We start from the raw sequence: 25,465 nt of genomic DNA on the forward strand, positions 1-25,465 counted from the left end.
GCCGCACAGCGGCCTGGAAGGAAACCTATGAGCATCATCGAAACAAGGGCAAGGCCACCACTGAAGCGCTGGTGATTTTGTCACGTAAACTTGCGCGTATTGCATACGCGCTGCTGAAGAGCGAGAAAGCATACGTCAGCAAAACTGCCTAAAAAACGTTGTTCGCAACCATAGAATCTCCCACAGTGGGATTTGTTACACCGGTTAGGGATGGGTTGGCTGGTAGGTCACTATCGCTGGCAAGCCAGCTCCCACACGAATTGAGTACATCTGATAGAGATTCGGCGGGTCGCCATCGCCAGCAGGCTGGCTCCTACAGTGGGATCCGGTGCATTCAGCAAAAGACAGGTCGGCTATCAAGCCGCCTTCGCGAGCAAGCTCAGCTCCTACAAAATCAAGATCAAAAGATCGCAGCCTGCGGCAGCTCCTACATGGATTCGCGGCGCAGCCGCCCCACTCAACAGGATGAGCGCAAGCTCGGCTGCAGATTTTGATCTTGATCCACAAGCGACATCGGAAGGCTGAGTGGAGGGATTCATCCGGGGGTGGGAGCGCAGCGACCGTTTGGCGCAGCCAAACACATCGAGAGGAGGTGCAGCGCAGCAAACCGGAGGCGATGCGCCCGGATGGAGCCCGGAGCGAAGGAACCCCGAGCCCCAGCGAGCGGGCCGAACGTAGGAGCAAGCCTTTTTGGTTACTTTTTCGGCGTCTGGAAAAAGTGACCCGCCGTAAGGGCGGAACCCTGAGCGGCCGTTACCGCAGCAATGGATATGTACTCAAAAAATATGTCGCAGCTGATATCCATCCCCCTCACCCCAGCCCTCTCCCCCAAGGGGGCGAGGGGAAAGGGAGCCGATCTTTATGCGGTTCAGGATTTTCGTGAACCCTTGAGAAACTCGGATACTTTCTGCGCAGCGCTGGCCAAATGCTGCTCATGGGTAAACCCGGAAACCTTCAACGGCTTCAGATCATGATCGCCGACCGCTAGCCACGTCACCTCAATACTCGGTGACAACGTGTAAGCCTCGACCGCCTCCCGATTGCCAAGCGCATCCCGCTCCCCCTGCACAATCAACGTCCGCGTCTGCAAAGAAGCCAAATGCTCAACCCGAGGCTTCTCCGGCTTCCCCACCGCATAAAACGGATACCCCAGACACACCAACGCATCCACGCCCAATTCGTCAGCCAAAAGACTCGCCATCCGCCCCCCCATCGACTTCCCGCCAATCGCCATAACCCCAGTGACATGACGTCGCACTACAGCAAACACCTCACGCCAGCACTCCAACAGCTTCGGCGCCGGATTGGGCGGACGTTTACCACCGTCAACCCGCCGCTGCGCCATATACGGAAACTCAAAGCGCAACACGTTAATCCCAAGAGCAGCAAGGCGCCCAGCCATGTCGTTCATCCAGTCGCTGTCCATCGGCGCACCAGCACCGTGAGCCAGGATCAACGTCGCCGCAGCTTCGCCATGAGCAGCATCCCAAAGCCACCCATGATCACGCACGCACTGCGCCCATTGATCCCCGTCAATACTGGCCTTGTGCTGTTTGTCCATGCTTGCCTCGCTTTTAGTCTGCCTATAACTCCAGACGAAGGATTCGCCGCGTCTTTTGCGCGGGCTCACTTCGGCTGAACCGTGGATGGGGAACCATGAACACTTCTATCAGTACCGCCTACAACTACAAGGTGGTCCGCCAATTCGCCATTATGACGGTGGTGTGGGGCATCGTCGGCATGGGGCTCGGGGTTTTTCTCGCGGCCCAATTGGTCTGGCCCGAACTCAACTTCAATTTGCCTTGGACCAGTTTTGGCCGCCTGCGCCCGCTGCACACTAACGCGGTGATCTTCGCGTTCGGCGGCTGCGCGCTGTTCGCCAGTTCGTTTTACTCGGTGCAACGTACCTGCCAGACCCAATTGTTCGCACCGAAAATCGCCGCGTTCTGCTTCTGGGGCTGGCAACTGGTGATCCTGCTGGCGGCCATCAGCCTGCCAATGGGTTACACCAGCTCCAAGGAATACGCTGAGCTGGAATGGCCGATTGACATTCTGATCACCATTGTCTGGGTCGCCTACGCGATCGTGTTCTTCGGCACGATCATGCAGCGCAAAACCAGACACATCTACGTGGGCAACTGGTTCTTCGGCGCGTTCATCATCACCGTGGCGATTCTGCACATCGTCAACAACCTTGAGTTGCCGGTGAGTTTCACCAAGTCCTACTCGGTGTACGCCGGTGCAACCGACGCGATGGTGCAATGGTGGTACGGCCATAACGCCGTAGGCTTTTTCCTCACCGCCGGTTTCCTCGGGATGATGTACTACTTCGTGCCGAAACAGGCCGAGCGTCCGGTGTACTCGTATCGTCTGTCGATCGTGCACTTCTGGGCACTGATCACCCTGTACATCTGGGCCGGCCCGCACCACTTGCACTACACCGCGCTGCCGGACTGGGCACAGTCGCTGGGCATGGTGATGTCGCTGATTCTGCTGGCACCGAGCTGGGGCGGCATGATCAACGGCATGATGACCCTCTCGGGCGCCTGGCATAAGTTGCGCAGCGACCCGATCCTGCGCTTCCTCGTGGTCTCGCTGGCATTCTACGGCATGTCGACCTTCGAAGGTCCGATGATGGCCATCAAAACGGTCAACGCCCTCTCCCACTACACCGACTGGACCATCGGCCACGTCCACGCCGGCGCGCTCGGTTGGGTAGCGATGATTTCCATCGGCGCGCTGTACCACATGATCCCGAAAATTTTCGGCAAAGCGCAGATGCACAGCATCGGCCTGATCAACGCGCACTTCTGGCTCGCGACCATCGGCACCGTGCTGTACATCGCGTCCATGTGGGTCAACGGCATCGCGCAAGGCCTGATGTGGCGCGCCATCAACGAGGACGGCACGCTGACCTATTCCTTCGTCGAAACCCTGGTGGCCAGCCACCCTGGCTTCATCGTGCGGCTGATTGGCGGGGCGATCTTCCTCAGCGGCATGTTCCTGATGGCTTACAACACCTGGCGCACCGTGCGGGCCTCGCAGCCTGCTGACGTCGTCGCTGCCGCGCAGATGGCCTGAGGAGTCCGCCATGAAACACGAAACGATTGAAAAGAACGTCGGCCTGCTGATGTTGCTCATGGTGCTTGCCGTGAGCATCGGCGGCCTGACCCAGATCGTCCCGCTGTTCTTCCAGGACGTCACCAATAAACCGGTCGAAGGCATGAAGCCTTACACCGCGCTGCAACTGGAAGGCCGCGACATCTATATCCGTGAAGGTTGCGTCGGCTGCCACTCGCAGATGATCCGCCCGTTCCGCGCCGAAACCGAACGTTACGGACACTACTCGGTGGCCGGTGAAAGCGTCTGGGATCACCCGTTCCTGTGGGGCTCGAAACGTACCGGGCCGGATCTGGCCCGGGTCGGCGCGCGCTACTCGGATGACTGGCACCGTGCGCACTTGTACAACCCGCGCAACGTCGTACCGGAATCGAAAATGCCGGCCTACCCATGGCTGGTCACGCAAGCGGTCGACAGCAGCCACACCGAAACCAAGATCAAAGTCATGCGCACCCTCGGCGTGCCGTACACCGACGATGACATCGCCGGCGCGGTGGCCAGCCTCAAGGGCAAGACCGAAATGGACGCGCTCGTCGCCTACCTGCAAGTGCTTGGCACTGCGATCAAGAGCAAGAGGTGAGCACGATGGTCTTTGAAATGAGCGCAGGGCTGATCCGTGGTTTAGGCACTGTTGTCGTGTTTGTAGCGTTCGTCGGTTTGACCTTGTGGGTGTTCAACCGCAAGCGCACCCCGGAGTTCGCCGAAGCACGTCTGCTGCCGTTCGCCGACGAGCCACAGCCCGAAACGACCCCAGCATTTGAAACAACCCAAGCACCTGAACCAAGGAGTACCCGGCCATGACCACCTTCTGGAGTACGTGGATCTGCGTACTGACCATCGGCAGCCTGATCGGCCTGACGTGGTTGCTGATCGGCACCCGCCGGGGCGAGACCAAAGGCAGCGTCGACCAGACCATGGGCCACAGCTTCGACGGCATCGAGGAGTACGACAACCCGCTGCCGCAGTGGTGGTTCATGCTCTTCGCCGGCACGCTGGTATTTGCCGTGGGCTATTTGATTCTGTATCCGGGTCTGGGCAACTGGAAAGGCATCCTCCCGGGTTACGAGGACGGCTGGACCGGCGTTCACGAGTGGGAAAAGGAAATGAGCAAGGCTGACGCCAAGTTCGGGCCGATCTTCGCCAGGTTCGCCGCCATGCCGGTGGAAGAAGTGGCGAAGGATCCGCAGGCGCTGAAAATGGGTGGCCGCCTCTTCGCTTCCAACTGCTCGGTGTGCCACGGCTCGGACGCCAAAGGCGCGTTCGGCTTCCCTAACCTCGCCGACAGCGACTGGCGTTGGGGCGGCGACGCCGAGACCATCAAGACCACCATCATGGGTGGCCGGGTCGCGGCGATGCCGGCGTGGGGCGAAGTGTTGGGCGAGGCCGGGGTGAAAAACGTGGCCGCGTATGTGCGTCATGATCTGGCCAAATTGCCGTTGCCCGCCGACAGCAAGGCTGACCTGCAAGCGGGCCAGCAGGCGTTCAGCACCACCTGCGTAGCCTGTCATGGGGCGACCGGCCAAGGCACCGAAGCCATGGGCGCGCCGAATCTGACGCACCCGGCCGGATTTATCTATGGCACCAGCCTGACCCAACTCGAGCAGACCATTCGCCATGGTCGTCAGGGTCACATGCCGGCGCAAAACGAGCTGCTGGGCAACGATAAAGTGCAATTGCTGGCGGCTTATGTGTACAGCCTCACCCACGGATTGAATACAGAAAAACTGATTACTGAAGACAACCAGAAGTAAGCATTGCGTACACCTCTGCCGCACGATTCTCCGTGCGGCAGTTTCCCACCCCTTTGCGACGCATTGTCGCACCCCTTAACACCCTCGCCTTTCGGTTCCCCGAATTCGGGTCTAAGCTTGCTCGATGCGGACTGGCTCATGCCGGTTGCAGGTCGATCCTGAGCGTTGTGTTCGATGAATTAGCTGACAGATTCGCCGCAAAGGCCAGTAGATACCGGCTGTCGCGCCGATTGCCATTCGTCACCCAAACCGGCCGTTTGAACACACCTCGTTACAAGCGACCTGAACCCCTCGCTTTTTTCATCCGCAGCGACTTTTTTTTCGAGGGCATTTTTGTCCTTACGCGGCGCATGGAAAGGCCGCAGAATCAGCGTTGGAAAGCATTGACCCAGGTCATGGCGCGTTGCAATGACCCCCTGCTCTCTGCATACTTGCGGCCGATTTTAATCCTAATAAAACACCCAAACCGTGGAACCTTAGAATGAGCACAGCAATCAGTCCGACTGCTTATAACTATAAGGTAGTCCGCCAGTTCGCCATCATGACGGTGGTCTGGGGGATCCTTGGCATGGGGCTCGGTGTCTTCATCGCCTCGCAACTGGTTTGGCCGGAGTTGAACTTCGGTCTGCCGTGGACGAGCTTTGGACGCCTGCGCCCGTTGCACACAAACCTGGTGATTTTCGCCTTCGGTGGTTGTGCACTGTTTGCCACTTCCTACTATGTCGTGCAGCGAACCTGCCAGACGCGACTGATTTCCGACAGCCTCGCGGCCTTCACCTTCTGGGGATGGCAAGCGGTCATTGTCGGCGCGATCATTACCTTGCCGCTGGGTTACACCACCACCAAGGAATACGCGGAACTGGAATGGCCGATCGCCATTTTGCTGGCCATTGTCTGGGTCACCTACGGTCTGGTGTTCTTCGGCACCATCACCAAGCGCAAAACCAAGCACATCTATGTGGGTAACTGGTTCTACGGTGCCTTCATCGTCGTCACGGCGATGTTGCACATCGTCAACCACGCTTCCCTGCCGGTGAACCTGTTCAAGTCCTACTCCGCCTACTCCGGCGCGACCGATGCGATGATCCAGTGGTGGTACGGCCACAACGCCGTAGGTTTCTTCCTGACCACCGGTTTCCTCGGGATGATGTACTACTTCGTGCCAAAACAGGCCGAACGTCCGATCTACTCGTATCGTCTGTCGATCGTGCACTTCTGGGCACTGATCACCCTGTACATCTGGGCCGGCCCGCACCACTTGCACTACACCGCACTGCCGGACTGGGCACAATCGCTGGGCATGGCGATGTCGATCATCCTGCTGGCACCAAGCTGGGGCGGCATGATCAACGGCATGATGACCCTCTCGGGCGCTTGGCATAAGCTGCGCACCGACCCGATCCTGCGCTTCCTCGTGGTCTCGCTGGCGTTCTACGGCATGTCGACCTTTGAAGGTCCGATGATGGCGATCAAGACCGTCAACTCGCTCTCGCACTACACCGACTGGACCATCGGCCACGTACACGCCGGCGCTCTTGGCTGGGTGGCGATGATCTCGATCGGCGCGATCTACCACATGATCCCGAAACTGTTCGGTCGTGCGCAGATGCACAGTGTCGGCCTGATCAACGCGCACTTCTGGCTCGCGACCATCGGCACCGTGCTGTACATCGCTTCGATGTGGGTCAACGGCATCACTCAGGGCCTGATGTGGCGTGCAATCAACGATGACGGCACCCTCACCTACTCGTTCGTTGAAGCGCTGCAAGCCAGCCACCCGGGTTACATCGTGCGTGCCTTGGGCGGTGCTTTCTTCGCCAGCGGCATGTTCCTGATGGCTTACAACGTATGGCGCACCGTGCGCGCCTCGAACGCTGTTGAAGCTGAAGCCGCCGCCCAGATCGCTGTCGTTGGAGCTCACTGATGAAGCATGAAGCTGTCGAGAAGAATATTGGCCTGCTGGCCTTCTTCATGGTCATCGCCGTCAGCATCGGTGGCCTGACTCAAATCGTTCCGCTGTTTTTCCAGGACGTCACCAACAAGCCGGTCGAAGGCATGAAGCCACGCCCCGCCCTTGAACTGGAAGGCCGCGACGTCTACATCGCCAACGGCTGTGTCGGCTGCCACTCGCAGATGATCCGTCCGTTCCGCGCTGAAACCGAACGCTATGGCCACTACTCGGTGGCCGGTGAAAGCGTCTGGGATCACCCGTTCCTGTGGGGTTCCAAACGTACCGGCCCGGATCTGGCCCGTGTCGGCGCGCGTTACTCCGATGACTGGCACCGCGCGCACTTGTACAACCCGCGCAACGTGGTGCCTGAGTCGAAAATGCCGGCGTACCCGTTCCTCGTGGAAAACAAGCTCGACGGCAAGGAGACGGCCAAAAAAATGGAAGTCTTGCGCACGCTCGGCGTTCCTTACACCGACGAAGACATCGCCGGTGCTCAGGATGCCGTGAAGGGCAAAACCGAAATGGACGCGCTGGTGGCCTATCTGCAAGGCCTGGGCACCATCATCAAAAGCAAACGGTGATTTAGATGGATATCGGGATGATTCGTGGCCTGGGCACCGTTGTTGTGATGGTGGCCTTCATCGGTCTGGCGCTGTGGGTGTTCAGCCCCAAGCGCAAGTCGGAGTTTGAAGACGCGACCTTGCTGCCTTTCGCGGATGATCCCGAAGCCATCAAGCACGTCGAGCAAGCTTCTAGGAGTAACAAAGAATGACTACATTCTGGAGTCTGTACGTCACAGTCCTCAGTCTCGGTACGATCTTTTCCCTGACCTGGCTGCTGCTGTCGACCCGCAAGGGCCAGCGCAGCGAGCAGACGGAAGAGACGGTCGGGCACTCCTTCGACGGGATCGAGGAGTACGACAACCCGCTGCCAAAATGGTGGTTCATGCTGTTCGTCGGCACCATCATTTTTGCCTTGGGTTACCTGGTGCTGTACCCGGGTCTGGGCAACTGGAAAGGCCTGCTGCCGGGGTACAACTACCTCGATAACGACAAGCAGACCGCGTTCGCCAACGGCCAGACCGGCTGGACCGGCGTGCACGAATGGGAAAAGGAAATGGCCCGTTCGGACGCCAAGTTCGGTCCGATCTTCGCTAAGTTCGCCGCCATGCCGATCGAAGAAGTCGCCAAGGATCCGCAAGCACTGAAAATGGGGGGCCGTTTATTCGCCTCCAACTGCTCGGTGTGCCACGGTTCCGACGCCAAGGGCGCTTACGGTTTCCCGAACCTGACCGACGCCGACTGGCGCTGGGGCGGCGAACCGGAAACCATCAAGACCACCATCATGGGCGGTCGCCACGCGGTGATGCCGGCCTGGGCTGAAGTGATCGGCGAGCAAGGCGTTGCTGACGTTGCCGCGTTCGTGGTGAGCAACCTCGATGGTCGCAAGCTGCCGGAAGGCACCAAAGCGGATGTCGCCAACGGCCAGAAACTGTTCGCCGGCAACTGCGTGGCGTGCCACGGCCCGGAAGGCAAAGGTACGCCAGCGATGGGCGCACCTAACCTGACTCACCCGGCCGCGTTCATCTACGGTTCGAGCTTCGCGCAATTGCAGCAGACCATCCGTTACGGCCGTCAGGGCCAGATGCCTGCGCAGGAACAACTGCAAGGGAACGACAAGGTTCACTTGCTGGCCGCGTACGTTTACAGCTTGTCCCACGGTGAAAAAGCCCCGGAAGCGAACGCCGAGTAAGGCTTACGCTTGAAACAAAAAACGGCCCCGCCAACTCACATTGGCGGGGCCGTTTTGTTTGGTTCTTTCGGTGTTCGACCAATGGTGACGCTCTGCTGCAATTGAAGGTTGTCGGATCTCCAAGTCGGTAGTAACGTTCCTACAAAATCTTTCGGGAGAGGTCCTCATGATGGCCATCACCACCATTTCCAGCCGTGAGTTCAATCAGGACACAAGCAGTGCCAAAAAAGCCGCGCTTCAGGGGCCGGTAATCATCACTGACCGTGGCAAGCCTGCCCACGTGCTGCTAAGCATTGAGGAGTACGAAAAACTGACCGGCACTAACGCAAGCATTGTCGATCTCCTGGTCATGCCCGAAGCGGCCGATATCGAGTTCGAAGCCGAGCGTGCCGTGATCACTCACCGCCCTGTGGATCTGTCCTGAATGTATTTACTCGATACCAATGTGATTTCCGAACTGCGCAAACCCAAGGCCGATAAAAACGTGGTGGCCTGGGCCAATACCGTGATTGCCCCTCGCCTGTTTATCTCGGCGATTACTTTGAAGGAGCTGGAAACCGGCGTCCTGCGCATGGAGCGCCGCGACCCGGTGCAGGGCAAGGTTTTGCGCAACTGGCTCAAGCGTCACGTCATGCCGGCGTTCGATGCGCGGATCCTGCCGGTGGATGCCGCCGTTGCCCTGCGCTGCGCCAGCCTGCACGTGCCGGACAGCGCCAATGAAAGCGATGCACTGATTGCCGCCACGGCATTGGTGCACGGGCTGACGGTAGTGACGCGCAATGTGGCTGATTTTGCTTCCAGCGGTGTGGCGTTGATCAATCCATGGGAATGAGTGACTGGCCGGTTGCCTGCTCATATTTGGCAATTGAAATTCGATGGGCACATTCGCCGACAAGCGATAACGTCTGGACTCAACTGCAGTGACGCAGTTAGTACCGCAAAAAATTCAGACAAGGATGCTGAGCAATGACCCAACAAGACGAAACCCTGAACACCGAACCATCGATCCCGGAAGGTGCACCCACACAACTGAATGACTCGGCAGGCACGACTGATAACCTGAACAGACAAAAGCGTTCCGTCGATAACGAAAGCGCTGCTGATAGAAAGCGCGGCAGTGGTGGCCTCGACAGCCTCGGCGGTGGCCGACTGCCTTGATCGGTGAGTGAAAACAGGGCGGTGCCTGCACTGCCCTCCTCAGCTGTCACGATACCGGCAACAGCCATCGTCTATAGTCAATTGACCTGCATCATGCTTTGCTGCAATCGCTACACCATTCACGCTCTTCCCCCAACGCGACCAAAGGTCGCACCCTTGAGCTAGAGCGACAGGCGTATCATTGCGCCACTGCAATACCCCCTTTTGACCGCGGTTGGCACGTATCGACCGAGGCATTTTTCCACTGCCGTGGGATGCAATGATGAGCAACCAGATTCCGGTACACGACGTCACACCACCGAGCAAAAACGCGAACAACAGCGTTGACCTTTACGCCTCACGAGAAAAAATCTACACCCGCGCTTTCACCGGCCTGTTCCGCAACCTGCGGATGATGGGCGGCGCCGCGCTGTTTCTGCTGTATTTCGGTACGGTCTGGCTGAATTGGGGCGGCCATCAGGCGGTGTGGTGGAACCTGCCCGAGCGCAAATTCTTCATCTTCGGCGCCACCTTCTGGCCCCAGGATTTCATCCTGCTGTCTGGTTTGTTGATCATCGCCGCGTTCGGCCTGTTCTTCATCACCGTGTACGCCGGTCGTGTCTGGTGCGGCTATACCTGCCCGCAAAGCGTATGGACGTGGATTTTCATGTGGTGCGAGAAGGTCACCGAAGGCGACCGCAACCAGCGCATCAAACTCGACAAGGCGCCGATGAGCGCCAACAAACTGCTGCGCAAAGCCGCGAAACACGCGATGTGGCTGCTGATTGGTTTTGTCACTGGCATGACCTTTGTCGGTTACTTCTCGCCAATCCGCGAACTGGTTTTTGAATTCTTCACCGGCCAGGCCGATGGCTGGTCGTACTTCTGGGTCGGTTTCTTCACTCTCGCCACCTACGGCAACGCCGGTTGGTTGCGCGAGCAAGTTTGCATCTACATGTGTCCGTATGCGCGCTTCCAGAGCGTGATGTTCGATAAAGACACGCTGATTGTTTCCTACGATCCGCGCCGGGGCGAAAGCCGTGGCCCGCGCAAAAAAGGCATCGACTACAAAGCGCAGGGCCTCGGTGATTGCATCGACTGCACCATGTGCGTTCAGGTCTGCCCGACCGGCATCGACATTCGCGACGGTCTGCAGATCGAGTGCATCGGTTGCGCCGCGTGCATCGACGCCTGCGACAGCATCATGGACAAGATGAATTATCCGCGCGGCCTCATCAGTTACACCACCGAGCACAACCTGTCCGGGCAGAAAACCCATAAACTGCGACCGCGCCTGATCGGCTATGCCGTGGTGTTGCTGGCGATGATCAGCCTGTTGGTGACCGCGTTCTTCATGCGCTCGCTGGTTGGTTTCGACGTCAGCAAGGATCGCGTGCTGTACCGCGAAAACGCTGAAGGCCGGATCGAAAACGTCTACAGCCTGAAGATCATGAACAAGGATCAGCGCGACCACACCTATGTGCTGGAAGCCAGCGGTCTGCCGGATCTGCGCCTGCAAGGCAAACGCGAGATCAAGGTGCCGGCCGGGGAAATTTTCAGCATGCCGGTCGAACTGTCGAGCGCCCCCGAACAACTGCCATCGAGCACCAACGAGGTGAAATTCATCCTCAAGGATGCCGATGACAACAGCGTCCACGTTGAAGCCAAGAGCCGATTCATCGGCCCACAAATCCGTTGAGAGAACTGAACATGCCCGCAGCAAACGCCGCAAGCCCTTGGTACAAGCACCTCTGGCCATGGATCATCATCGGGATTCTGGCCTGCTCGGTGACCCTGACCTTGTCCATGGTGACCATCGCGGTAAACAACCCGGACAACCTGGTGAACGACAACTACTACGAGGCCGGCAAAGGCATCAACCGTTCGCTGGATCGTGAGTTGCTCGCGCAGAACCTGAAGATGCGCGCCAACGTGCATCTGGACGGCGTTACCGGCGAAGTTGATCTGCGTTTGAGCGGTGACAGTCAGCCGAAGACACTGGAACTGAACCTGATCTCGCCGACCCAGCCGGAGAAGGATCGCAAGATCGTCCTGACCCGCAGCGAATCTGAAACCGGCCGTTACCTCGGACAACTGAACGACAAGGTTGAAGGGCGTCGTTTTGTTGAACTGCTCGGCAGTCAGGATGACCACGTGTGGCGCATGTTCGAAGAAGAACTGGTCAGCCACGACAAGGATCTGCTGCTGGGTGATGAACCCCTCCAAGGCGCCGAAGACCTGAAAAAATAAACAACTCCTGTGCCTGATCGTTCCCACGCTCTGCGTGGGAACGCAGCCAAGGACGCTCCGCGTCCCAGCCGAAGCGGACGCGGAGCGTCCGGGGAGGTATTCCCACGCGGAGCGTGGGAACGATCATCGGAACAAGTGCCATGACCAGCCCACTCCCCTGCTACCACTGCGCCCTGCCCGTTCCGTCGGGCAGCCGCTTCACCGCTGTCGTACTCGGGGAATCCCGCGAATTCTGCTGCCCGGGCTGCCAGGCCGTGGCCGAAGCCATCGTTGCCGGCGGCCTCGACAGTTATTACCAGCATCGCAGCGAAGCCTCGGCCAACCCCGAAGCGCTGCCGGTGCAACTGACCGACGAACTGGCGCTGTACGACCGCGCCGACGTGCAACAACCGTTCGTGCGCCATGCAGGCGATCTGGCCGAAACCACGTTATTGATGGAAGGCATCAGTTGCGCCGCGTGCGGCTGGCTGATCGAGAAACATCTGCGCACCCTGCCTGCCGTGGCCGAAGCACGACTGAACCTGTCCAACCATCGCCTGCACGTGAGCTGGGCCGACGCGCAATTGCCGCTGAGCCAGATCCTCGCCGAACTGCGCCACATCGGTTACGCCGCCCACCCGTATCAGGCCGACCGCGCCAGCGAACAACTGGCCAGCGAAAACCGTCTCGCCCTGCGCCAGCTCGGCGTCGCTGGATTGCTGTGGTTTCAGGCAATGATGGCGACGATGGCCACCTGGCCGGAATTCAACATCGACCTCAGTCCTGAGCTGCACACGATTCTGCGCTGGGTCGCGCTGTTCCTCACCACGCCGATCGTCTTCTACAGCTGCGCGCCGTTTTTCAAAGGCGCAATGCGTGATTTGCGCACCCGCCACCTGACCATGGACGTCTCGGTGTCGCTGGCCATCGGCAGCGCCTACATCGCCGGGATCTGGACGGCAATTACCGGCGTCGGCGAGTTGTACTTCGATGCGGTCGGTATGTTTGCGTTGTTCCTGCTCGCCGGGCGTTATCTGGAACGCCGCGCCCGCGAGCGTACCGCCGCTGCCACGGCCCAACTGGTCAATCTGTTGCCCGCGTCGTGCCTGCGTCTGGACGGTAGCGGCCAGAGCGAGCGCATTTTGCTCAGCGAGCTGCGCACGGGCGACAAGATTCTGGTGCAAGCCGGATCGATCCTCCCGGCTGACGGCAAGATCATTGATGGCCAATCAAGCATCGACGAATCGCTGCTCACCGGCGAATACCTGCCGCAACCGCGCACGCTGGGCGATGCGGTCACCGCCGGCACCCTTAATGTCGAAGGGGCGCTGACGGTTGAAGTGCAGGCGCTGGGGCAAGACACGCGCCTGAGCGCCATCGTCCGCCTGCTTGATCGCGCTCAGGCAGAAAAACCGCGACTGGCCGAAATCGCCGACCGCGCCGCGCAATGGTTCCTGTTGCTGTCGCTGATCGCCGCTGCCGTCATCGGCCTGCTCTGGTGGGAGCTGGATTCCTCGCGCGCGTTCTGGATCGTCCTCGCCATGCTCGTCGCGACGTGCCCCTGCGCGCTGTCGCTGGCGACGCCGACCGCCCTCACCGCCGCCACCGGCACCCTGCACAAACTCGGTTTGCTGTTGACGCGCGGCCATGTGCTGGAAGGCCTGAATCAGATCGACACAGTGATTTTCGACAAGACCGGCACCCTCACCGAGGGCCGCTTGGTATTGCGTTCGATCCGCCCGCTCGGCGCACTGGACAGCGAGCAATGCCTGAGCCTCGCCGCCGCGCTGGAAAACCGTTCAGAACACCCGATTGCCCGAGCTTTCGGTCGCGCACCGCTGGCGGCAGAGGAAGTTCACAGCACACCGGGGCTCGGCCTCGAAGGCTTGGTCGGCGAACAACGCTTGCGCATCGGTCAGGCGCAATTTGTCTGCGCCCTCAGCGGCGCGGCAGTCCCGAGGATGCCGGACGAAGCAGGCCAATGGCTGCTGCTGGGCGACGCTCAGGGGCCGTTGGCTTGGTTCGTCCTCGATGACCGCTTGCGCGATGACGCCCCCGCCCTGCTCGCGGCGTGCAAGGCGCGCGGCTGGCGCACATTATTGCTATCGGGGGACAGCTCGCCGATGGTCGCCAGCGTCGCCGCCGAATTGGGCATCGACGAGGCCCGTGGTGGTTTGCGTCCTGACGACAAACTGCAAGTCTTGCAACGGTTGCACAAGGAAGGTCGCAAGGTGCTGATGCTTGGCGACGGCGTCAATGACGTGCCGGTACTGGCGGCGGCTGACATCAGTGTGGCGATGGGCTCGGCCACCGATCTGGCGAAAACCAGCGCCGATGCGGTGCTGCTGTCCAATCGCCTCGACGCGCTGGTTCAAGCTTTCACGTTGGCGCGGCGCACCCGTCGGGTAATCATCGAGAACCTGCTGTGGGCGGCGCTGTACAATGGCCTCATGTTGCCGTTCGCCGCCCTCGGCTGGATCACGCCGGTGTGGGCCGCGGTCGGCATGTCGATCAGTTCGTTGACCGTGGTGCTCAACGCTTTGCGCCTGACTCGCCTGCCGGGTTCGCCGCACGCCAGCACTCGTTCGGAAACCCGCCCGCTGCCGGCCTGAGCCGCGCGGGCATGGAGTACAGATGCCAGCTCTCTACGTGATGATCCCCGCCGCACTGCTGATCGTGGCCATCGCCGTTTACATTTTCTTCTGGGCGGTGGACAGCGGTCAGTACGACGACCTCGACGGCCCGGCCCACAGCATCCTGTTCGACGATCAGGATCCGCAACACACCGCTGCCGTCGACGAAGTCAACGCGACCAAACCGGACGACAAGGCCCCACCCCATGCTTGAACTGGCGCCACTGCTGGTCTCGGCGCTGATCCTCGGCTTGCTCGGTGGCGGCCATTGCCTGGGCATGTGCGGCGGCTTGATGGGCGCGCTGACCCTGGCGATTCCCAAGGAGCAACGCAGTCGGCGTTTTCGACTGCTGCTGGCGTATAACCTCGGGCGGATTCTCAGTTATGCCACGGCTGGATTGTTGATCGGTCTGGCGGGCTGGGCGGTTGCCAACAGTCCTGCGGCAATGTTCATGCGCGTACTGGCCGGTTTGTTGTTGATCGCCATGGGTTTGTACCTGGCCGGTTGGTGGAGCGGGCTGACGCGGATCGAAAGCCTCGGACGCGGGTTGTGGCGGCACATTCAGCCAGTGGCTAACCGTTTGTTGCCCGTGTCGAGTGTGCCGCGTGCGTTGTTGCTCGGCGCGTTGTGGGGCTGGCTGCCGTGTGGACTGGTTTACAGCACGTTGCTGTGGTCGGCGAGTCAGGGCAATGCGCTGGACAGTGCGTTGTTGATGCTCGCGTTTGGGCTGGGGACGTGGCCGGTCTTGCTCGCCACGGGCCTAGCGGCAGAGCGCGTCACTGCGCTGTTGCGCAAGCGCAGCGTGCGCATGACGGGTGGGCTGCTGGTCATCCTGTTCGGCATCTGGACCCTTCCCGGCCCGCATCAACATTGGTTGATGGGCCACTGAATCAACCCCAATGAAATTCCTGTACAGATCCATTGTGGCGAGGGGATTTATCCCCGCTGGGTCGCGAAGCGGCCCCCTGCATTCTCCCGCCATACCCAGCAGTCAGGTTTTGCGACTGCTGCGCAGCCGAACGGGGATAAATCCCCTCGCCACAATAAATCTCATCATCACAGCCCCTCTGCATCACCCACCACCCTTGATGCAAATCAAGTGCCTCATCGCCGCACCCCGATAGACTCCCCCCACACTGCCAGCCTATCCGGGGGAATGCCCGCATGCTCGACGCCATTCGTTGGGACTCTGATCTGATTCGCCGTTACGATCTCGCGGGACCGCGCTACACCTCGTATCCGACGGCCGTGCAATTTCACAGTCAGGTCGGCTCGTTCGATCTGTTTCACGCTCTGCGCGACAGTCGCAAAGCCCTGCGCCCGTTGTCGCTGTATGTGCATGTGCCGTTCTGCGCGAACATTTGCTACTACTGCGCCTGCAACAAGGTCATCACTAAGGATCGCGGCCGCGCCCTGCCGTACCTGCAACGTCTGGAGCAGGAAATCCAGTTGATCGCCTGCCACCTCGACCCCGCACAAAAAGTCGAGCAACTGCACTTCGGCGGCGGCACCCCGACCTTTCTCAGCCACGATGAACTGCGTCAGTTGATGGCGCACCTGCGCAAGCATTTCAATCTGCTGGATGACGATTCCGGCGATTACGGCATCGAAATCGACCCGCGCGAAGCCGACTGGTCGACCATGGGCCTGCTGCGAGAACTCGGTTTCAATCGCGTCAGCATTGGCCTGCAAGACCTAGATCCGGCCGTACAGCGCGCTGTCAATCGCCTGCAAAGTCTGGAAGAAACCCGCGCCGTGATCGACGCTGCGCGCACCCTGCAATTTCGCTCGATCAACATCGACCTGATTTACGGACTGCCCAAACAGACCCCGGACAACTTCGCCCGTACCGTCGAGGAAGTCATCAGCCTGCAACCGGATCGGCTCTCGGTGTTCAACTACGCGCACTTGCCGGAACGCTTTATGCCGCAGCGGCGGATCAACACCAGCGAACTGCCGAGCCCGGCGCAGAAACTGGAGATGTTTCAGCGCACTATCGAACAATTGATCGCCGCCGGTTACCGCTACATCGGCATGGATCACTTCGCCCTGCCCGATGACGAACTGGCGATTGCTCAGGAAGAGGAAACCCTGCAACGCAACTTCCAGGGCTACACCACCCACGGCCATTGCGATTTGATTGGCCTGGGGGTTTCGGCGATCAGCCAGATTGGCGACCTGTACTGCCAGAACAGCAGCGATCTGAACGAATACCAGAACAGCCTCGCCGCCGCGCAACTGGCGACCAGCCGTGGCTTGGTGTGCAACGCCGATGATCGGCTACGACGCGCGGTGATTCAGCAACTCATCTGCAACTTCAGTCTGGATTTCGCCGACATCGAGCAGCAGTTCAACATCGATTTTCAGGGTTACTTCGGCGCGCTATGGCCACAACTGCAAGGCATGGCCAACGATGGCTTGATCACTCTGGATCGTGACCGCATCGCGATTCTGCCGGCGGGACGCTTGCTGGTGCGTTCGGTGTGCATGGTGTTTGACGCTTACCTGGAGCAGCAAAACCGCCAGCGTTTTTCCCGGGTGATTTGAGCGCCCAGCAAAATAAATCAGTCCGGACAGCGAGACTTTGCCGGCAGGACAGACGCGCCACACACTGGCCTGAACGTCCTCTTGTGGGTTACCCTTACGTCTTATGTGTGTTTTCCCACAAGGATTAAAGAAATGTCCGAGCCAGTTAAACTGCGCGCTCATAACCAGGCTCATTGCAAGGATTGCAGCCTGGCCCCTCTCTGCCTGCCACTTTCTCTGAATCTGGAAGACATGGATGCGCTGGACGAGATCGTTAAACGTGGCCGCCCGTTGAAAAAGGGTGAGTTCCTGTTCCGCCAGGGCGACACGTTCGATTCCGTTTTTGCAGTACGCTCCGGCGCCCTGAAGACTTTCAGCCTGAGCGATTCCGGCGAAGAACAACTGACCGGCTTCCACTTGCCAAGCGAACTGGTTGGCCTGTCCGGCATGGACACCGAGAAACACCCGGTGTCCGCTCAGGCACTGGAAACCACCTCGGTCTGCGAAATTCCCTTTGAACGCCTCGACGAACTGGCCCTGCAATTGCCGCAGCTGCGCCGTCAGTTGATGCGCGTGATGAGCCGCGAAATTCGCGATGACCAGCAAATGATGTTGCTGCTGTCGAAGAAAACCGCCGACGAGCGCATCGCCACCTTCCTGGTCAACCTGTCCGCACGCTTCCGCGCTCGCGGCTTCTCGGCCAATCAATTCCGCCTTGCAATGTCGCGTAACGAAATCGGCAACTACTTGGGTCTGGCGGTGGAAACCGTATCCCGCGTGTTCACCCGCTTCCAGCAAAACCAGCTGATCGCCGCCGAGGGCAAGGAGATTCACATCCTCGACCCGATCCAGCTCTGCGCGCTGGCCGGTGGTTCGTTAGAAGGCTGATCTCGATCCGCGGTTGAGCGAAGCGTTTCAGCCGCGGGTATACTGCGCCGTTTGCAGCCCTGCCAGGACACCTCGACGATGGTCTTCGACTCCTTCGACATCAAATCCCTGATCCGCCCCGTGATCGACTTCCCGAAACCAGGCGTGATTTTTCGCGACATCACCCCGCTGTTCCAATCGCCCACGGCCCTGCGCCTGGTGATGGACAGCTTCGCCCACCGCTACGTGGAAGCCGATTTCACCCACATCGGCGCGATGGATGCGCGCGGTTTTCTGATCGGTTCGGTACTGGCCTATCAGTTGAACAAGCCACTGGTGCTGTTCCGCAAGCAAGGCAAACTGCCGGCGGACGTGCTCGCTGAAGGTTACGCGACCGAATACGGCGAAGCGTTTCTGGAAGTGCACGCTGATAGCCTTTGCGAAGGCGATTCGGTGGTGATGTTTGATGATTTGATCGCCACCGGTGGCACGCTGATTGCGGCGGCCAACCTGATTCGTCGCATGGGCGCGCGGGTGCATGAGGCGGCGGCGATTATTGACCTGCCGGAGCTGCAAGGTTCGCAGCGTCTGCAGGACATGGGTATCCCGACCTTCTGCCTGACGCAGTTTGCGTTGACTGACAAGTAATCAAGAGCAAAAGATCGCAGCCTTCGGCAGCTCCTACATTGGGATGTGCGTTTCCCTGTAGGAGCTGCCGAAGGCTGCGATCTTTTGACTTTAAAGCCCCATCTGTTTGCTGATGATCTCGTTCATCACTTCCCGCGTCCCGCCGCCAATCGACAAGATGCGGTTATCCCGATACAGCCGCTCCACCAGACTCTCGCGCATATACCCAAGCCCACCAAGAATCTGCACCGCCTCCGTGGTAATCCGATCCGAGGTGTCCGTGGCAAAGTTCTTCGCCATGGAAATCTCCTTGATCACACTCTGCCCCGCCGCCATTTTCGCCGCTTGCCGGTAGGTGAATTCGCGCGACACCTCGAGTGCCGTAGCCATCTCAGCCAAGCGATGTTTGATCACCTGAAACTTGCCGATCGGTTTGCCGAACGCTTCACGCTCGCGCGCCCATTTCAGACTCTCTTCCAGCGCCAGTTGCGCGGTCATGTTGGCCATCAGCGCCAAGGCAAGGCGCTCGCTCTGAAAATTGCCCATGATGCAGGCGAAGCCCATGTTCTCGGCGCCGATCAGATTTCCTACAGGCACCCGGCAATCGTCGAAGAACAATTCAGCCGTGTCCGACGCCCACCAGCCCATTTTCTTCAACTGACGACCCACGGTGAAACCGGGCGTGCCCTTCTCGATCATCAACAGGCTGATACCACCGAAGCCCGGCGCACCAGTGCGTACCGCGACGGTGTAGAAATCCGCGCGCACGCCACTGGTTATAAAGGTTTTGCTGCCGCTGACCCGATAGACGTCGCCGTCACGCACGGCGCGGGTTTGCAGGTTGGCGACGTCAGAGCCGCCACCGGGCTCGGTGACCGCCAGCGCGCTAATCTTTTCGCCGCTGAGCACTTGCGGCACGACGCGATCTCGCACTTCAGGGCGCGCCCATTTGACGATCGGTGGCAGACCGATATCGAGCGAGCCGAGCCCCGCTACCAGGCCACCAGAGCCGCAGCGCATCAATTCCTCACTGGCGGCGACCTTGGCGAACAGATCGCCTTCATGGCTACCACCGAGCGCTTCCGGGTAGCCGATGCCGAGGATGCCGGCGGCACCAGCCTTCAGGTACAGCTCACGGGGGAAGCTTTCGGCTTCTTCCCACTGGTCAACGTCCGGCAGGATCTCGCGTTCGACGAAACTTCTGACGCTGTCGCGGACTAATTGATGGCTTGGGTCGAAGTATTCCTGAAAGGCAGGCATGGGCGAGCTCCACGGAAGGGTTCGCCGAACTTAACCGAGCGCTTGCTTGGTTTACAAGATACAGAAGATCAAAAGATCGCAGCCTGCGGCAGCTCCTACATTGGAATGCGTTTCCCTGTAGGAGCTGCCGCAGGCTGCGATCTTTTGATTTTTATCAGAGGGAAATCGGTTTCCGCCCGGCAAACGAATGCGCCAGCGTGCCGCCGTCCACCAACTCCAACTCACCACCCAGCGGCACGCCGTGGGCAATTCGCGAAGCGATCAGGCCTTTGTTCTGCAACAACTGCGCGATGTAATGCGCCGTGGCTTCACCCTCAACCGTAGGATTGGTCGCGAGGATCACTTCAGCAAACGTCCCCGCCTCTTCAATCCGCGCCATCAGTTGCGGAATACCGATCGCCTCAGGCCCGAGACCGTCCAGCGGCGACAAATGCCCCTTGAGCACAAAATAGCGGCCACGGAAGCCAGTTTGCTCGACGGCGTAGACATCCATCGGCCCTTCGACCACGCACAGCAACGTGTCGTCGCGGCGGGTGTCGGCGCATTGCGGGCACAGATCGTCTTCGGTCAGCGTGCGGCATTGGCGGCAGTGACCGACCCCTTCCATGGCTTGGCTGAGGGCCTGAGCCAGACGCAGACCGCCGCTGCGATCACGCTCGAGCATCTGCAACGCCATGCGCTGGGCGGTTTTCTGACCCACGCCGGGCAAGGTGCGCAGGGCGTCGATCAGTTGGCGAATCAAAGGGCTGAAGCTCATGGGTAAAAAGTCCGACAAAACAACGAGACGCGGTTTATACCCGCGCCTCTGGCCAGCGTCAAATACTCAGTCCTGGGCGACCCGCACCACCAGTTTGCCGAAGTTACGTCCCTCCAGCAGACCGATAAACGCTTCCGGCGCCTGCTCCAGGCCATCGACCACGTCCTCGCGGAATTTCACCTTGCCGTCGCGCACCCACGGCACCATCGCGCTGATGAATTCCGGCTGACGATCGCCGTAATCATCAAAGACGATGAAGCCCTGAATGCGTACGCGTTTGGTCAGCAACGTACGCTGCAGCATCGGCAGACGATCCGGGCCTTTCGGGGCTTCAGAGGCGTTGTAACCGGCGATCAGGCCGCACAGCGGGATGCGTGCTTTGGGGTTGAGCAACGGCACGACCGCGTCGAATACGTGGCCGCCGACGTTTTCGTAATAGATGTCGATGCCATTCGGGCACGCCTTGGCCAGTTGCTCGGCGAAGTCGTCAGCCTTGTGATCGATGCAGGCGTCGAAGCCCAATTCCTCGACCACGTATTTGCACTTCTCGGCACCACCGGCGACACCGACCGCGCGCAGGCCTTTGATCTTCGCCACTTGGCCGACCACCGAACCGACAGCACCGGACGCGGCAGCGACGACGAGGGTCTCGCCTTCTTTCGGTTGACCGATGTCCATCAGGCCCATGTACGCGGTCATGCCGGGCATGCCCAGCACACCGAGGGCCATCGACGGGCTCGGCAACCCGGACGGGATCGGGATGATGTTGCGGCCATCGCTGATGCTGTGGCTTTGCCAGCCTGTGGCACCGACCACCAGATCACCCTTATGAAACTTCGGATGACGCGAGTCTTCGACGCGACTGACAGCGCCACCGGTCATCACTTCGCCGATTTCGACGGGCGCGGCGTAGGACGGTGCGTCACTCATGCGACCGCGCATGTAGGGGTCGAGGGACAGGTAGAGGGTTTTCAGCAGTATCTGGCCGTCCTGCAGATCGGGCAGCGCTTCGCGTTCGAGGCGGAAGTTTTCCGGGGTCGGCGCGCCAACCGGACGCGAGGCAAGGACGAAGCGTTGATTGAGGGTAAGAGGGTCGGACATGTCAGCGTCTCCTGTGAATGATGAATTCAGCGGGTATAGGGAGCAGACCGTTGAGGCATTTGCGCGTTCGATGTTTCGCACTGCACGACATGATCGTTCCCATGCTCCGCGTGGGAATGTCTCAACGGACGCTCTGCGTTCGGCTCTGGAATTGGGACGCGGAGCGTCCCGGGCTGCATTCCCACGCAGAGCGTGGGAACGATCAGGCAGAAACAAAAATGCCAGGCGCAATGCCTGGCATTTTGTGTAGCTCATCTGCCGCCGGTTGGCGAATCAGAATGGCAGTTTCATACCCGCAGGCAGGTTCATGCCGGCGGTCATGCCGCCCATTTTTTCCTGGCTGCTGGCTTCGATCTTGCGCACGGCGTCGTTGACGGCGGCGGCGACCAGGTCTTCGATCACTTCACGGTCGTCTTCGTCCAGACCCGGCAGCAGGGTAGGGTCGATGCTGACGCGCTTGAGGTCGTGACGACCGGTCATCACCACGGTGACCATATCGCCGCCGGCCTTACCGGTGACTTCGGCGTTGGCCAGTTCTTCCTGCATCTTGGCCATTTTTTCCTGCATCTGCTGCGCCTGCTTCATCAGGCCGGCCATGCCACCTTTCATCATGGGAATCACCTCAAAAGTACTTGGATCAAAACAGCGCCCGGCCATGGAGGCCGGGCACCTTCAGTTATTAGCCTTGGGCGACCAAGGCGTCGACAGGTTCAATAGTATCGTGTCGCACCACCGCGCCAAACTGCTGAACCATCTGCTGGATGAACGGATCGCCATGAATCGACTCCTCCGCTTCGCGCTGACGGTTGGCCCGGCGACGGGAGGCGGCCTGAGCCGGGGTCTCCTGCTCTGGTTTGATCAGCTCGATGGTCAGCGTCAGCGTACGGCCGTGGAACTGGTTCAACGCATCGTTCAGACGTCGCTGCTGCGTGGCGTTGAACAGCGCACTGTGCGCCGGATCGAGGTGCATCAGCCAATGATCGCCATCAACCGCGATCAAGGTGCAGTTGGCGGCGATGCTGCCGGTCATGCCGGAGATCGGCAGTTTCGGGAACAGCTCCAGCCATTGCAAGGCCAGACCGGTGGCCGGCGCCGCTGCAGGCTCAGGCTCGGGTTCCGGCTCCGGGTCGGCGGCGTGTTCGCTGGCCAGTTCGTCAAGGTAGCTGTACGCCGAGTCCATGTCCGGCTCGATGTAATCCTCGTCCAGCGGCGGCTCGTCATCCATGTCGGTGCCCGGGGTAGCGGCATCGACGTCGGCGACTGACGGCTCTGGAATCGGCGCGGCGGCCCATTCTGGTGCGTCAGGGACGACGCTGTCCGGGGTCGGCAACGGCATCGGCGGCAACTCGGGTTGCTCGGCGGCGGTTTCCAGCATGGGCTCGACGGCAGGTTGCTGAGCCGGCTCGGGTTCTGGCTCGGCCTCGGCTTCTACCGGATCGTTCCACGGCAGATCGACAACGGCTTCGGCGACGACGGGTGTTGGCTCTGGCTCTGGCTCGGCAACTGGAGCAACCGGCGCAGGCTCTGGAGCCGGCGCACGTGCTGTTACAGGAGCCGGCGTCGGGGCAACAGCCACAGCAACCACCGGCGCAGGTTTAGGCGCGGCAGCCACTGAATTTGCGGAATCAACTGTGGCCTGGCTGATCCCCACTGGCTTTAGCGGTTGCCTCGGGGCGTCCGCCGTATCAGCCGGCCGGAAGGCCAGCATTCGCAGCAGCACCATTTCGAAACCGCCGCGCGGATCCGGCGCCAGCGGCAAATCGCGGCGGCCGATCAGGCCCATCTGGTAATAGAACTGCACGTCTTCGGCCGGCAAGGCTTGCGCCAGCGCCAACACGCGATCGCGATCGCCATGGCCGTTGTCGACGCCTTCCGGCAGCGCTTGAGCGATAGCGACGCGGTGCAGCACGTTGAGAATTTCCGAGAGCACGCCGTTCCAGTCCGGGCCCTGCTCGGCCAGGTGGCGCACCGCTTCAAGCAGAGCCTTGGCATCGCCTTCAATCAACGAATGCAGAACGTCAAAGACCTGACCGTGATCCAGCGTGCCGAGCATCGCCCGCACGTCGGTGGCGAGCACCTTGCCTTCACCGAAAGCAATCGCCTGATCGGTCAGGCTCATGGCGTCACGCATCGAACCGTCAGCGGCGCGACCGAGCAGCCACAGCGCGTCGTCTTCGAACGGCACGCTTTCGGCGGTCAGCACGTGGGTCAAATGCTCGACCACGCGCTCCGGCGTCATGTTCTTCAGCGAGAACTGCAGGCAGCGCGACAAAATCGTTGCCGGAAGTTTCTGCGGGTCAGTGGTCGCGAGGATGAACTTGACGTAGGGCGGCGGCTCTTCAAGGGTTTTCAGCAGCGCATTGAAGGAATGGCTGGAAAGCATGTGCACTTCGTCGATCAGGTAGACCTTGAAGCGCCCACGGCTTGGGGCGTACTGCACGTTGTCGAGCAGTTCGCGGGTGTCTTCGACCTTGGTGCGGCTCGCGGCGTCGATCTCGATCAGGTCGACGAAACGGCCCTCGTCGATTTCACGGCACACCGAGCACTCGCCGCACGGGCTGGAAGTGATACCTGTCTCACAGTTCAGGCACTTGGCAATGATCCGCGCAATCGTGGTTTTACCCACCCCGCGCGTCCCGGTAAACAGGTACGCGTGGTGCAGCCGCTGGCTGTCCAAGGCATTGATCAGAGCTTTGAGCACATGGGTCTGGCCGACCATTTCGCGGAACGAGCGCGGACGCCATTTACGTGCAAGAACCTGATAACTCATCGAAAACCGTCGCAGCGAAGGAAGCAGAAGCGGCTAATGCTAGCGGAGCAAGGGCAAAATTGCATCCGATGTCCTCGTCTAATGTGGCTAAGCTCCATCAGCAGAGGCTTTTATCGGCTCAGGACAGGGAATTACCGGAGCGTTTATGCGTTGGGCCGTGGGGGCACTGCTGGGATTCAGCCTGAGCGTGGCGGCCGCAGAGCCACCGCTGCGCTTTGCCATGCCCGACAGTTGGGCGATGCCGATGGTGCAATACGAACGCGGCCGCCCGACTCAGGGCATCCTCTACGACATCATGCTCAGCCTCGCCACCCAGGTCGGCGCGCCGGCCGAGTTTCACGTGCTGCCGCGCGCCCGGGTGCAGAGCGCCATGGAGCACGGCGAGATTGATGTTCGCTGCTATGCCGCACAGTCGTGGCTGCCGAATCAGTCGGGAGATTACATCTGGAGTCTGCCGCTGCTGTTTCAGCGTGATCTGTTGGTCAGTCGCAAGGATCAGCCCGTCAGCATTAACCCTGCCACCCTGCCCCGCCAATCCATCGGCACTGTGCTTGGCTACATCTACCCGACCCTGCAACCGCTGTTCGATACCGATCGCTTGCATCGCGAAGATGCGCGCAATCAGGAGCAGGTATTGGAGAAGTTGCTGGCCGGACGTTATCGCTATGCGGTGAGCAATCAGTGGACGCTGGACTGGTTCAATCAGCGCCTGACGCCGGAGCAGCAATTGCAAGCGGTGGCGGTGTTGCAAGAGCAGAAGGTCGGTTGTTATGTGAGAAATGACCCGAAGGTGCCGGTGCAGCGGATCTTGCGCACGTTGTTGCGGATGAAAATGTCGGGGGAGATTGATGAAATTATCCGGCTTTACACCGGCCACCCTGAGAGCGATCGCTAACCCCTGTAGGAGTGAGCCTGCTCGCGATGGCGGTGTATCAGCCAACACATTTATAGCAGACAGGACGCCATCGCGAGCAGGCTCATTC

The 25,465-nt window shown here is 60.2% G+C and carries 26 protein-coding genes and 1 pseudogene; 21 read left to right on the plus strand and 6 right to left on the minus strand.

Annotation, left to right across the window (positions count from 1 at the left end; genetic code table 11):
• A pseudogene (locus QMX93_RS10010) lies at positions 1 to 152 on the plus strand (IS110 family transposase); the annotation flags it as partial.
• A gap of 716 nt (positions 153 to 868) precedes the next feature.
• Here QMX93_RS10010 and QMX93_RS10015 read toward each other — a convergent pair.
• Positions 869 to 1,561 carry an alpha/beta family hydrolase gene (locus QMX93_RS10015; protein ID WP_282355286.1) on the minus strand — a complete coding sequence of 231 codons (693 nt, stop codon included), beginning with the start codon at positions 1,559 to 1,561 and terminating at the stop codon, positions 869 to 871.
• A 95-nt stretch (positions 1,562 to 1,656) separates the two neighbouring features.
• Between QMX93_RS10015 and ccoN (QMX93_RS10020) the strand changes: the two genes are divergently transcribed.
• The 19 genes from ccoN (QMX93_RS10020) (at position 1,657) to QMX93_RS10110 (ending at position 18,615) form a co-directional block, all read left to right on the plus strand.
• Positions 1,657 to 3,081, plus strand: a complete 1,425-nt coding sequence (gene ccoN, locus QMX93_RS10020) for a cytochrome-c oxidase, cbb3-type subunit I (protein ID WP_282355289.1) — start codon at positions 1,657 to 1,659, stop codon at positions 3,079 to 3,081.
• 10 nt (positions 3,082 to 3,091) lie between these two features.
• Positions 3,092 to 3,700, plus strand: a complete 609-nt coding sequence (gene ccoO / locus QMX93_RS10025) for a cytochrome-c oxidase, cbb3-type subunit II (RefSeq protein ID WP_053118801.1) — start codon at positions 3,092 to 3,094, stop codon at positions 3,698 to 3,700.
• 5 nt (positions 3,701 to 3,705) lie between these two features.
• Complete coding sequence (locus QMX93_RS10030; protein WP_053118838.1) at positions 3,706 to 3,921, plus strand: cbb3-type cytochrome c oxidase subunit 3; 216 nt, start codon at positions 3,706 to 3,708, stop codon at positions 3,919 to 3,921.
• Positions 3,918 to 4,871 (plus strand): cytochrome-c oxidase, cbb3-type subunit III, encoded by a 954-nt coding sequence (ccoP, locus tag QMX93_RS10035; protein ID WP_282355293.1) that lies wholly within the window; start codon positions 3,918 to 3,920, stop codon positions 4,869 to 4,871. Before QMX93_RS10030 ends, ccoP (QMX93_RS10035) begins: the two co-directional genes overlap by 4 nt.
• Positions 4,872 to 5,352: 481 nt before the next feature.
• Positions 5,353 to 6,795 carry a cytochrome-c oxidase, cbb3-type subunit I gene (gene ccoN, locus QMX93_RS10040; protein ID WP_053118794.1) on the plus strand — a complete coding sequence of 481 codons (1,443 nt, stop codon included), beginning with the start codon at positions 5,353 to 5,355 and terminating at the stop codon, positions 6,793 to 6,795.
• Positions 6,795 to 7,403 carry a cytochrome-c oxidase, cbb3-type subunit II gene (gene ccoO / locus QMX93_RS10045; protein WP_053118792.1) on the plus strand — a complete coding sequence of 203 codons (609 nt, stop codon included), beginning with the start codon at positions 6,795 to 6,797 and terminating at the stop codon, positions 7,401 to 7,403. Before ccoN (QMX93_RS10040) ends, ccoO (QMX93_RS10045) begins: the two co-directional genes overlap by 1 nt.
• Before the next feature lie 5 nt (positions 7,404 to 7,408).
• Entirely contained in the window at positions 7,409 to 7,594 is a 186-nt protein-coding gene (locus QMX93_RS10050; RefSeq protein WP_003175465.1) for a CcoQ/FixQ family Cbb3-type cytochrome c oxidase assembly chaperone, read from the plus strand.
• On the plus strand, positions 7,591 to 8,574 hold the full coding sequence (gene ccoP, locus QMX93_RS10055) for a cytochrome-c oxidase, cbb3-type subunit III (RefSeq protein ID WP_053118790.1): 984 nt from the start codon (positions 7,591 to 7,593) through the stop codon (positions 8,572 to 8,574). The genes QMX93_RS10050 and ccoP (QMX93_RS10055) overlap by 4 nt, the downstream gene beginning before the upstream one ends.
• 169 nt (positions 8,575 to 8,743) lie before the next feature.
• Positions 8,744 to 8,998 carry a type II toxin-antitoxin system Phd/YefM family antitoxin gene (locus QMX93_RS10060; RefSeq protein ID WP_212544439.1) on the plus strand — a complete coding sequence of 85 codons (255 nt, stop codon included), beginning with the start codon at positions 8,744 to 8,746 and terminating at the stop codon, positions 8,996 to 8,998.
• Complete coding sequence (locus QMX93_RS10065; RefSeq protein ID WP_212544360.1) at positions 8,999 to 9,406, plus strand: type II toxin-antitoxin system VapC family toxin; 408 nt, start codon at positions 8,999 to 9,001, stop codon at positions 9,404 to 9,406.
• Positions 9,407 to 9,540: 134 nt separating this feature from the next.
• Entirely contained in the window at positions 9,541 to 9,732 is a 192-nt protein-coding gene (locus QMX93_RS10070; protein ID WP_159813746.1) for a hypothetical protein, read from the plus strand.
• A 262-nt stretch (positions 9,733 to 9,994) separates the two neighbouring features.
• Entirely contained in the window at positions 9,995 to 11,410 is a 1,416-nt protein-coding gene (gene ccoG, locus QMX93_RS10075; RefSeq protein ID WP_053118785.1) for a cytochrome c oxidase accessory protein CcoG, read from the plus strand.
• An 11-nt stretch (positions 11,411 to 11,421) separates the two neighbouring features.
• On the plus strand, positions 11,422 to 11,961 hold the full coding sequence (locus tag QMX93_RS10080) for a FixH family protein (protein WP_212544359.1): 540 nt from the start codon (positions 11,422 to 11,424) through the stop codon (positions 11,959 to 11,961).
• Between the two features lie 140 nt (positions 11,962 to 12,101).
• Positions 12,102 to 14,552 carry a heavy metal translocating P-type ATPase gene (locus tag QMX93_RS10085; protein ID WP_282355307.1) on the plus strand — a complete coding sequence of 817 codons (2,451 nt, stop codon included), beginning with the start codon at positions 12,102 to 12,104 and terminating at the stop codon, positions 14,550 to 14,552.
• 22 nt (positions 14,553 to 14,574) lie between these two features.
• Positions 14,575 to 14,787 carry a cbb3-type cytochrome oxidase assembly protein CcoS gene (ccoS, locus tag QMX93_RS10090; protein ID WP_053118779.1) on the plus strand — a complete coding sequence of 71 codons (213 nt, stop codon included), beginning with the start codon at positions 14,575 to 14,577 and terminating at the stop codon, positions 14,785 to 14,787.
• The gene (locus QMX93_RS10095) at positions 14,780 to 15,463 is read left to right on the plus strand and encodes a sulfite exporter TauE/SafE family protein (RefSeq protein WP_282355310.1); all 684 of its coding nucleotides are present in this window, start codon (positions 14,780 to 14,782) and stop codon (positions 15,461 to 15,463) included. Before ccoS ends, QMX93_RS10095 begins: the two co-directional genes overlap by 8 nt.
• A 275-nt stretch (positions 15,464 to 15,738) precedes the next feature.
• Positions 15,739 to 17,121: an oxygen-independent coproporphyrinogen III oxidase gene (gene hemN, locus QMX93_RS10100; RefSeq protein ID WP_282355312.1), complete on the plus strand. Its 1,383-nt coding sequence runs from the start codon at positions 15,739 to 15,741 to the stop codon at positions 17,119 to 17,121.
• A 132-nt stretch (positions 17,122 to 17,253) separates the two neighbouring features.
• A complete protein-coding gene (gene fnr, locus QMX93_RS10105) occupies positions 17,254 to 17,988 on the plus strand; it encodes a fumarate/nitrate reduction transcriptional regulator Fnr (protein WP_053118774.1) in 735 nt (244 codons plus the stop codon).
• Between the two features lie 78 nt (positions 17,989 to 18,066).
• Positions 18,067 to 18,615: an adenine phosphoribosyltransferase gene (locus tag QMX93_RS10110; protein ID WP_024012326.1), complete on the plus strand. Its 549-nt coding sequence runs from the start codon at positions 18,067 to 18,069 to the stop codon at positions 18,613 to 18,615.
• A gap of 90 nt (positions 18,616 to 18,705) precedes the next feature.
• Here the strand turns inward: QMX93_RS10110 and QMX93_RS10115 are convergent, their stop codons facing one another.
• From QMX93_RS10115 to dnaX, 5 genes are all read right to left on the minus strand, one after another.
• A complete protein-coding gene (locus tag QMX93_RS10115) occupies positions 18,706 to 19,854 on the minus strand; it encodes an acyl-CoA dehydrogenase family protein (RefSeq protein ID WP_282355315.1) in 1,149 nt (382 codons plus the stop codon).
• 154 nt (positions 19,855 to 20,008) lie between these two features.
• Positions 20,009 to 20,611 (minus strand): recombination mediator RecR, encoded by a 603-nt coding sequence (gene recR / locus QMX93_RS10120; RefSeq protein WP_008088815.1) that lies wholly within the window; start codon positions 20,609 to 20,611, stop codon positions 20,009 to 20,011.
• Positions 20,612 to 20,677: 66 nt separating this feature from the next.
• On the minus strand, positions 20,678 to 21,712 hold the full coding sequence (locus tag QMX93_RS10125) for an NADP-dependent oxidoreductase (RefSeq protein WP_212550409.1): 1,035 nt from the start codon (positions 21,710 to 21,712) through the stop codon (positions 20,678 to 20,680).
• A 273-nt stretch (positions 21,713 to 21,985) separates the two neighbouring features.
• Complete coding sequence (locus tag QMX93_RS10130; RefSeq protein ID WP_053118768.1) at positions 21,986 to 22,324, minus strand: YbaB/EbfC family nucleoid-associated protein; 339 nt, start codon at positions 22,322 to 22,324, stop codon at positions 21,986 to 21,988.
• Positions 22,325 to 22,391: 67 nt separating this feature from the next.
• A complete protein-coding gene (dnaX, locus tag QMX93_RS10135) occupies positions 22,392 to 24,482 on the minus strand; it encodes a DNA polymerase III subunit gamma/tau (RefSeq protein WP_282355326.1) in 2,091 nt (696 codons plus the stop codon).
• Positions 24,483 to 24,627: 145 nt separating this feature from the next.
• Between dnaX and QMX93_RS10140 the strand changes: the two genes are divergently transcribed.
• Entirely contained in the window at positions 24,628 to 25,377 is a 750-nt protein-coding gene (locus QMX93_RS10140; RefSeq protein WP_282355328.1) for a transporter substrate-binding domain-containing protein, read from the plus strand.
• The last annotated feature ends 88 nt before the right edge of the window (positions 25,378 to 25,465 follow it).

The organism is Pseudomonas sp. PS01303 (assembly GCF_029959385.1).
GTDB classification, from domain to species: domain Bacteria; phylum Pseudomonadota; class Gammaproteobacteria; order Pseudomonadales; family Pseudomonadaceae; genus Aquipseudomonas; species Aquipseudomonas rustica.

Excerpts from the sequence above, each read along its gene's own strand:
- QMX93_RS10015 (WP_282355286.1), bottom strand. The coding sequence starts at position 1,561 with ATGGACAAACAGCACAAGGCCAGTATTGACGGGGATCAATGGGCGCAG.
- ccoN (WP_282355289.1), top strand. The coding sequence starts at position 1,657 with ATGAACACTTCTATCAGTACCGCCTACAACTACAAGGTGGTCCGCCAA.
- ccoO (WP_053118801.1), top strand. The coding sequence starts at position 3,092 with ATGAAACACGAAACGATTGAAAAGAACGTCGGCCTGCTGATGTTGCTC.
- QMX93_RS10030 (WP_053118838.1), top strand. The coding sequence starts at position 3,706 with ATGGTCTTTGAAATGAGCGCAGGGCTGATCCGTGGTTTAGGCACTGTT.
- ccoP (WP_282355293.1), top strand. The coding sequence starts at position 3,918 with ATGACCACCTTCTGGAGTACGTGGATCTGCGTACTGACCATCGGCAGC.
- ccoN (WP_053118794.1), top strand. The coding sequence starts at position 5,353 with ATGAGCACAGCAATCAGTCCGACTGCTTATAACTATAAGGTAGTCCGC.
- ccoO (WP_053118792.1), top strand. The coding sequence starts at position 6,795 with ATGAAGCATGAAGCTGTCGAGAAGAATATTGGCCTGCTGGCCTTCTTC.
- QMX93_RS10050 (WP_003175465.1), top strand. The coding sequence starts at position 7,409 with ATGGATATCGGGATGATTCGTGGCCTGGGCACCGTTGTTGTGATGGTG.
- ccoP (WP_053118790.1), top strand. The coding sequence starts at position 7,591 with ATGACTACATTCTGGAGTCTGTACGTCACAGTCCTCAGTCTCGGTACG.
- QMX93_RS10060 (WP_212544439.1), top strand. The coding sequence starts at position 8,744 with ATGGCCATCACCACCATTTCCAGCCGTGAGTTCAATCAGGACACAAGC.
- QMX93_RS10065 (WP_212544360.1), top strand. The coding sequence starts at position 8,999 with ATGTATTTACTCGATACCAATGTGATTTCCGAACTGCGCAAACCCAAG.
- QMX93_RS10070 (WP_159813746.1), top strand. The coding sequence starts at position 9,541 with ATGACCCAACAAGACGAAACCCTGAACACCGAACCATCGATCCCGGAA.
- ccoG (WP_053118785.1), top strand. The coding sequence starts at position 9,995 with ATGAGCAACCAGATTCCGGTACACGACGTCACACCACCGAGCAAAAAC.
- QMX93_RS10080 (WP_212544359.1), top strand. The coding sequence starts at position 11,422 with ATGCCCGCAGCAAACGCCGCAAGCCCTTGGTACAAGCACCTCTGGCCA.
- QMX93_RS10085 (WP_282355307.1), top strand. The coding sequence starts at position 12,102 with ATGACCAGCCCACTCCCCTGCTACCACTGCGCCCTGCCCGTTCCGTCG.
- ccoS (WP_053118779.1), top strand. The coding sequence starts at position 14,575 with ATGCCAGCTCTCTACGTGATGATCCCCGCCGCACTGCTGATCGTGGCC.
- QMX93_RS10095 (WP_282355310.1), top strand. The coding sequence starts at position 14,780 with ATGCTTGAACTGGCGCCACTGCTGGTCTCGGCGCTGATCCTCGGCTTG.
- hemN (WP_282355312.1), top strand. The coding sequence starts at position 15,739 with ATGCTCGACGCCATTCGTTGGGACTCTGATCTGATTCGCCGTTACGAT.
- fnr (WP_053118774.1), top strand. The coding sequence starts at position 17,254 with ATGTCCGAGCCAGTTAAACTGCGCGCTCATAACCAGGCTCATTGCAAG.
- QMX93_RS10110 (WP_024012326.1), top strand. The coding sequence starts at position 18,067 with ATGGTCTTCGACTCCTTCGACATCAAATCCCTGATCCGCCCCGTGATC.
- QMX93_RS10115 (WP_282355315.1), bottom strand. The coding sequence starts at position 19,854 with ATGCCTGCCTTTCAGGAATACTTCGACCCAAGCCATCAATTAGTCCGC.
- recR (WP_008088815.1), bottom strand. The coding sequence starts at position 20,611 with ATGAGCTTCAGCCCTTTGATTCGCCAACTGATCGACGCCCTGCGCACC.
- QMX93_RS10125 (WP_212550409.1), bottom strand. The coding sequence starts at position 21,712 with ATGTCCGACCCTCTTACCCTCAATCAACGCTTCGTCCTTGCCTCGCGT.
- QMX93_RS10130 (WP_053118768.1), bottom strand. The coding sequence starts at position 22,324 with ATGATGAAAGGTGGCATGGCCGGCCTGATGAAGCAGGCGCAGCAGATG.
- dnaX (WP_282355326.1), bottom strand. The coding sequence starts at position 24,482 with ATGAGTTATCAGGTTCTTGCACGTAAATGGCGTCCGCGCTCGTTCCGC.
- QMX93_RS10140 (WP_282355328.1), top strand. The coding sequence starts at position 24,628 with ATGCGTTGGGCCGTGGGGGCACTGCTGGGATTCAGCCTGAGCGTGGCG.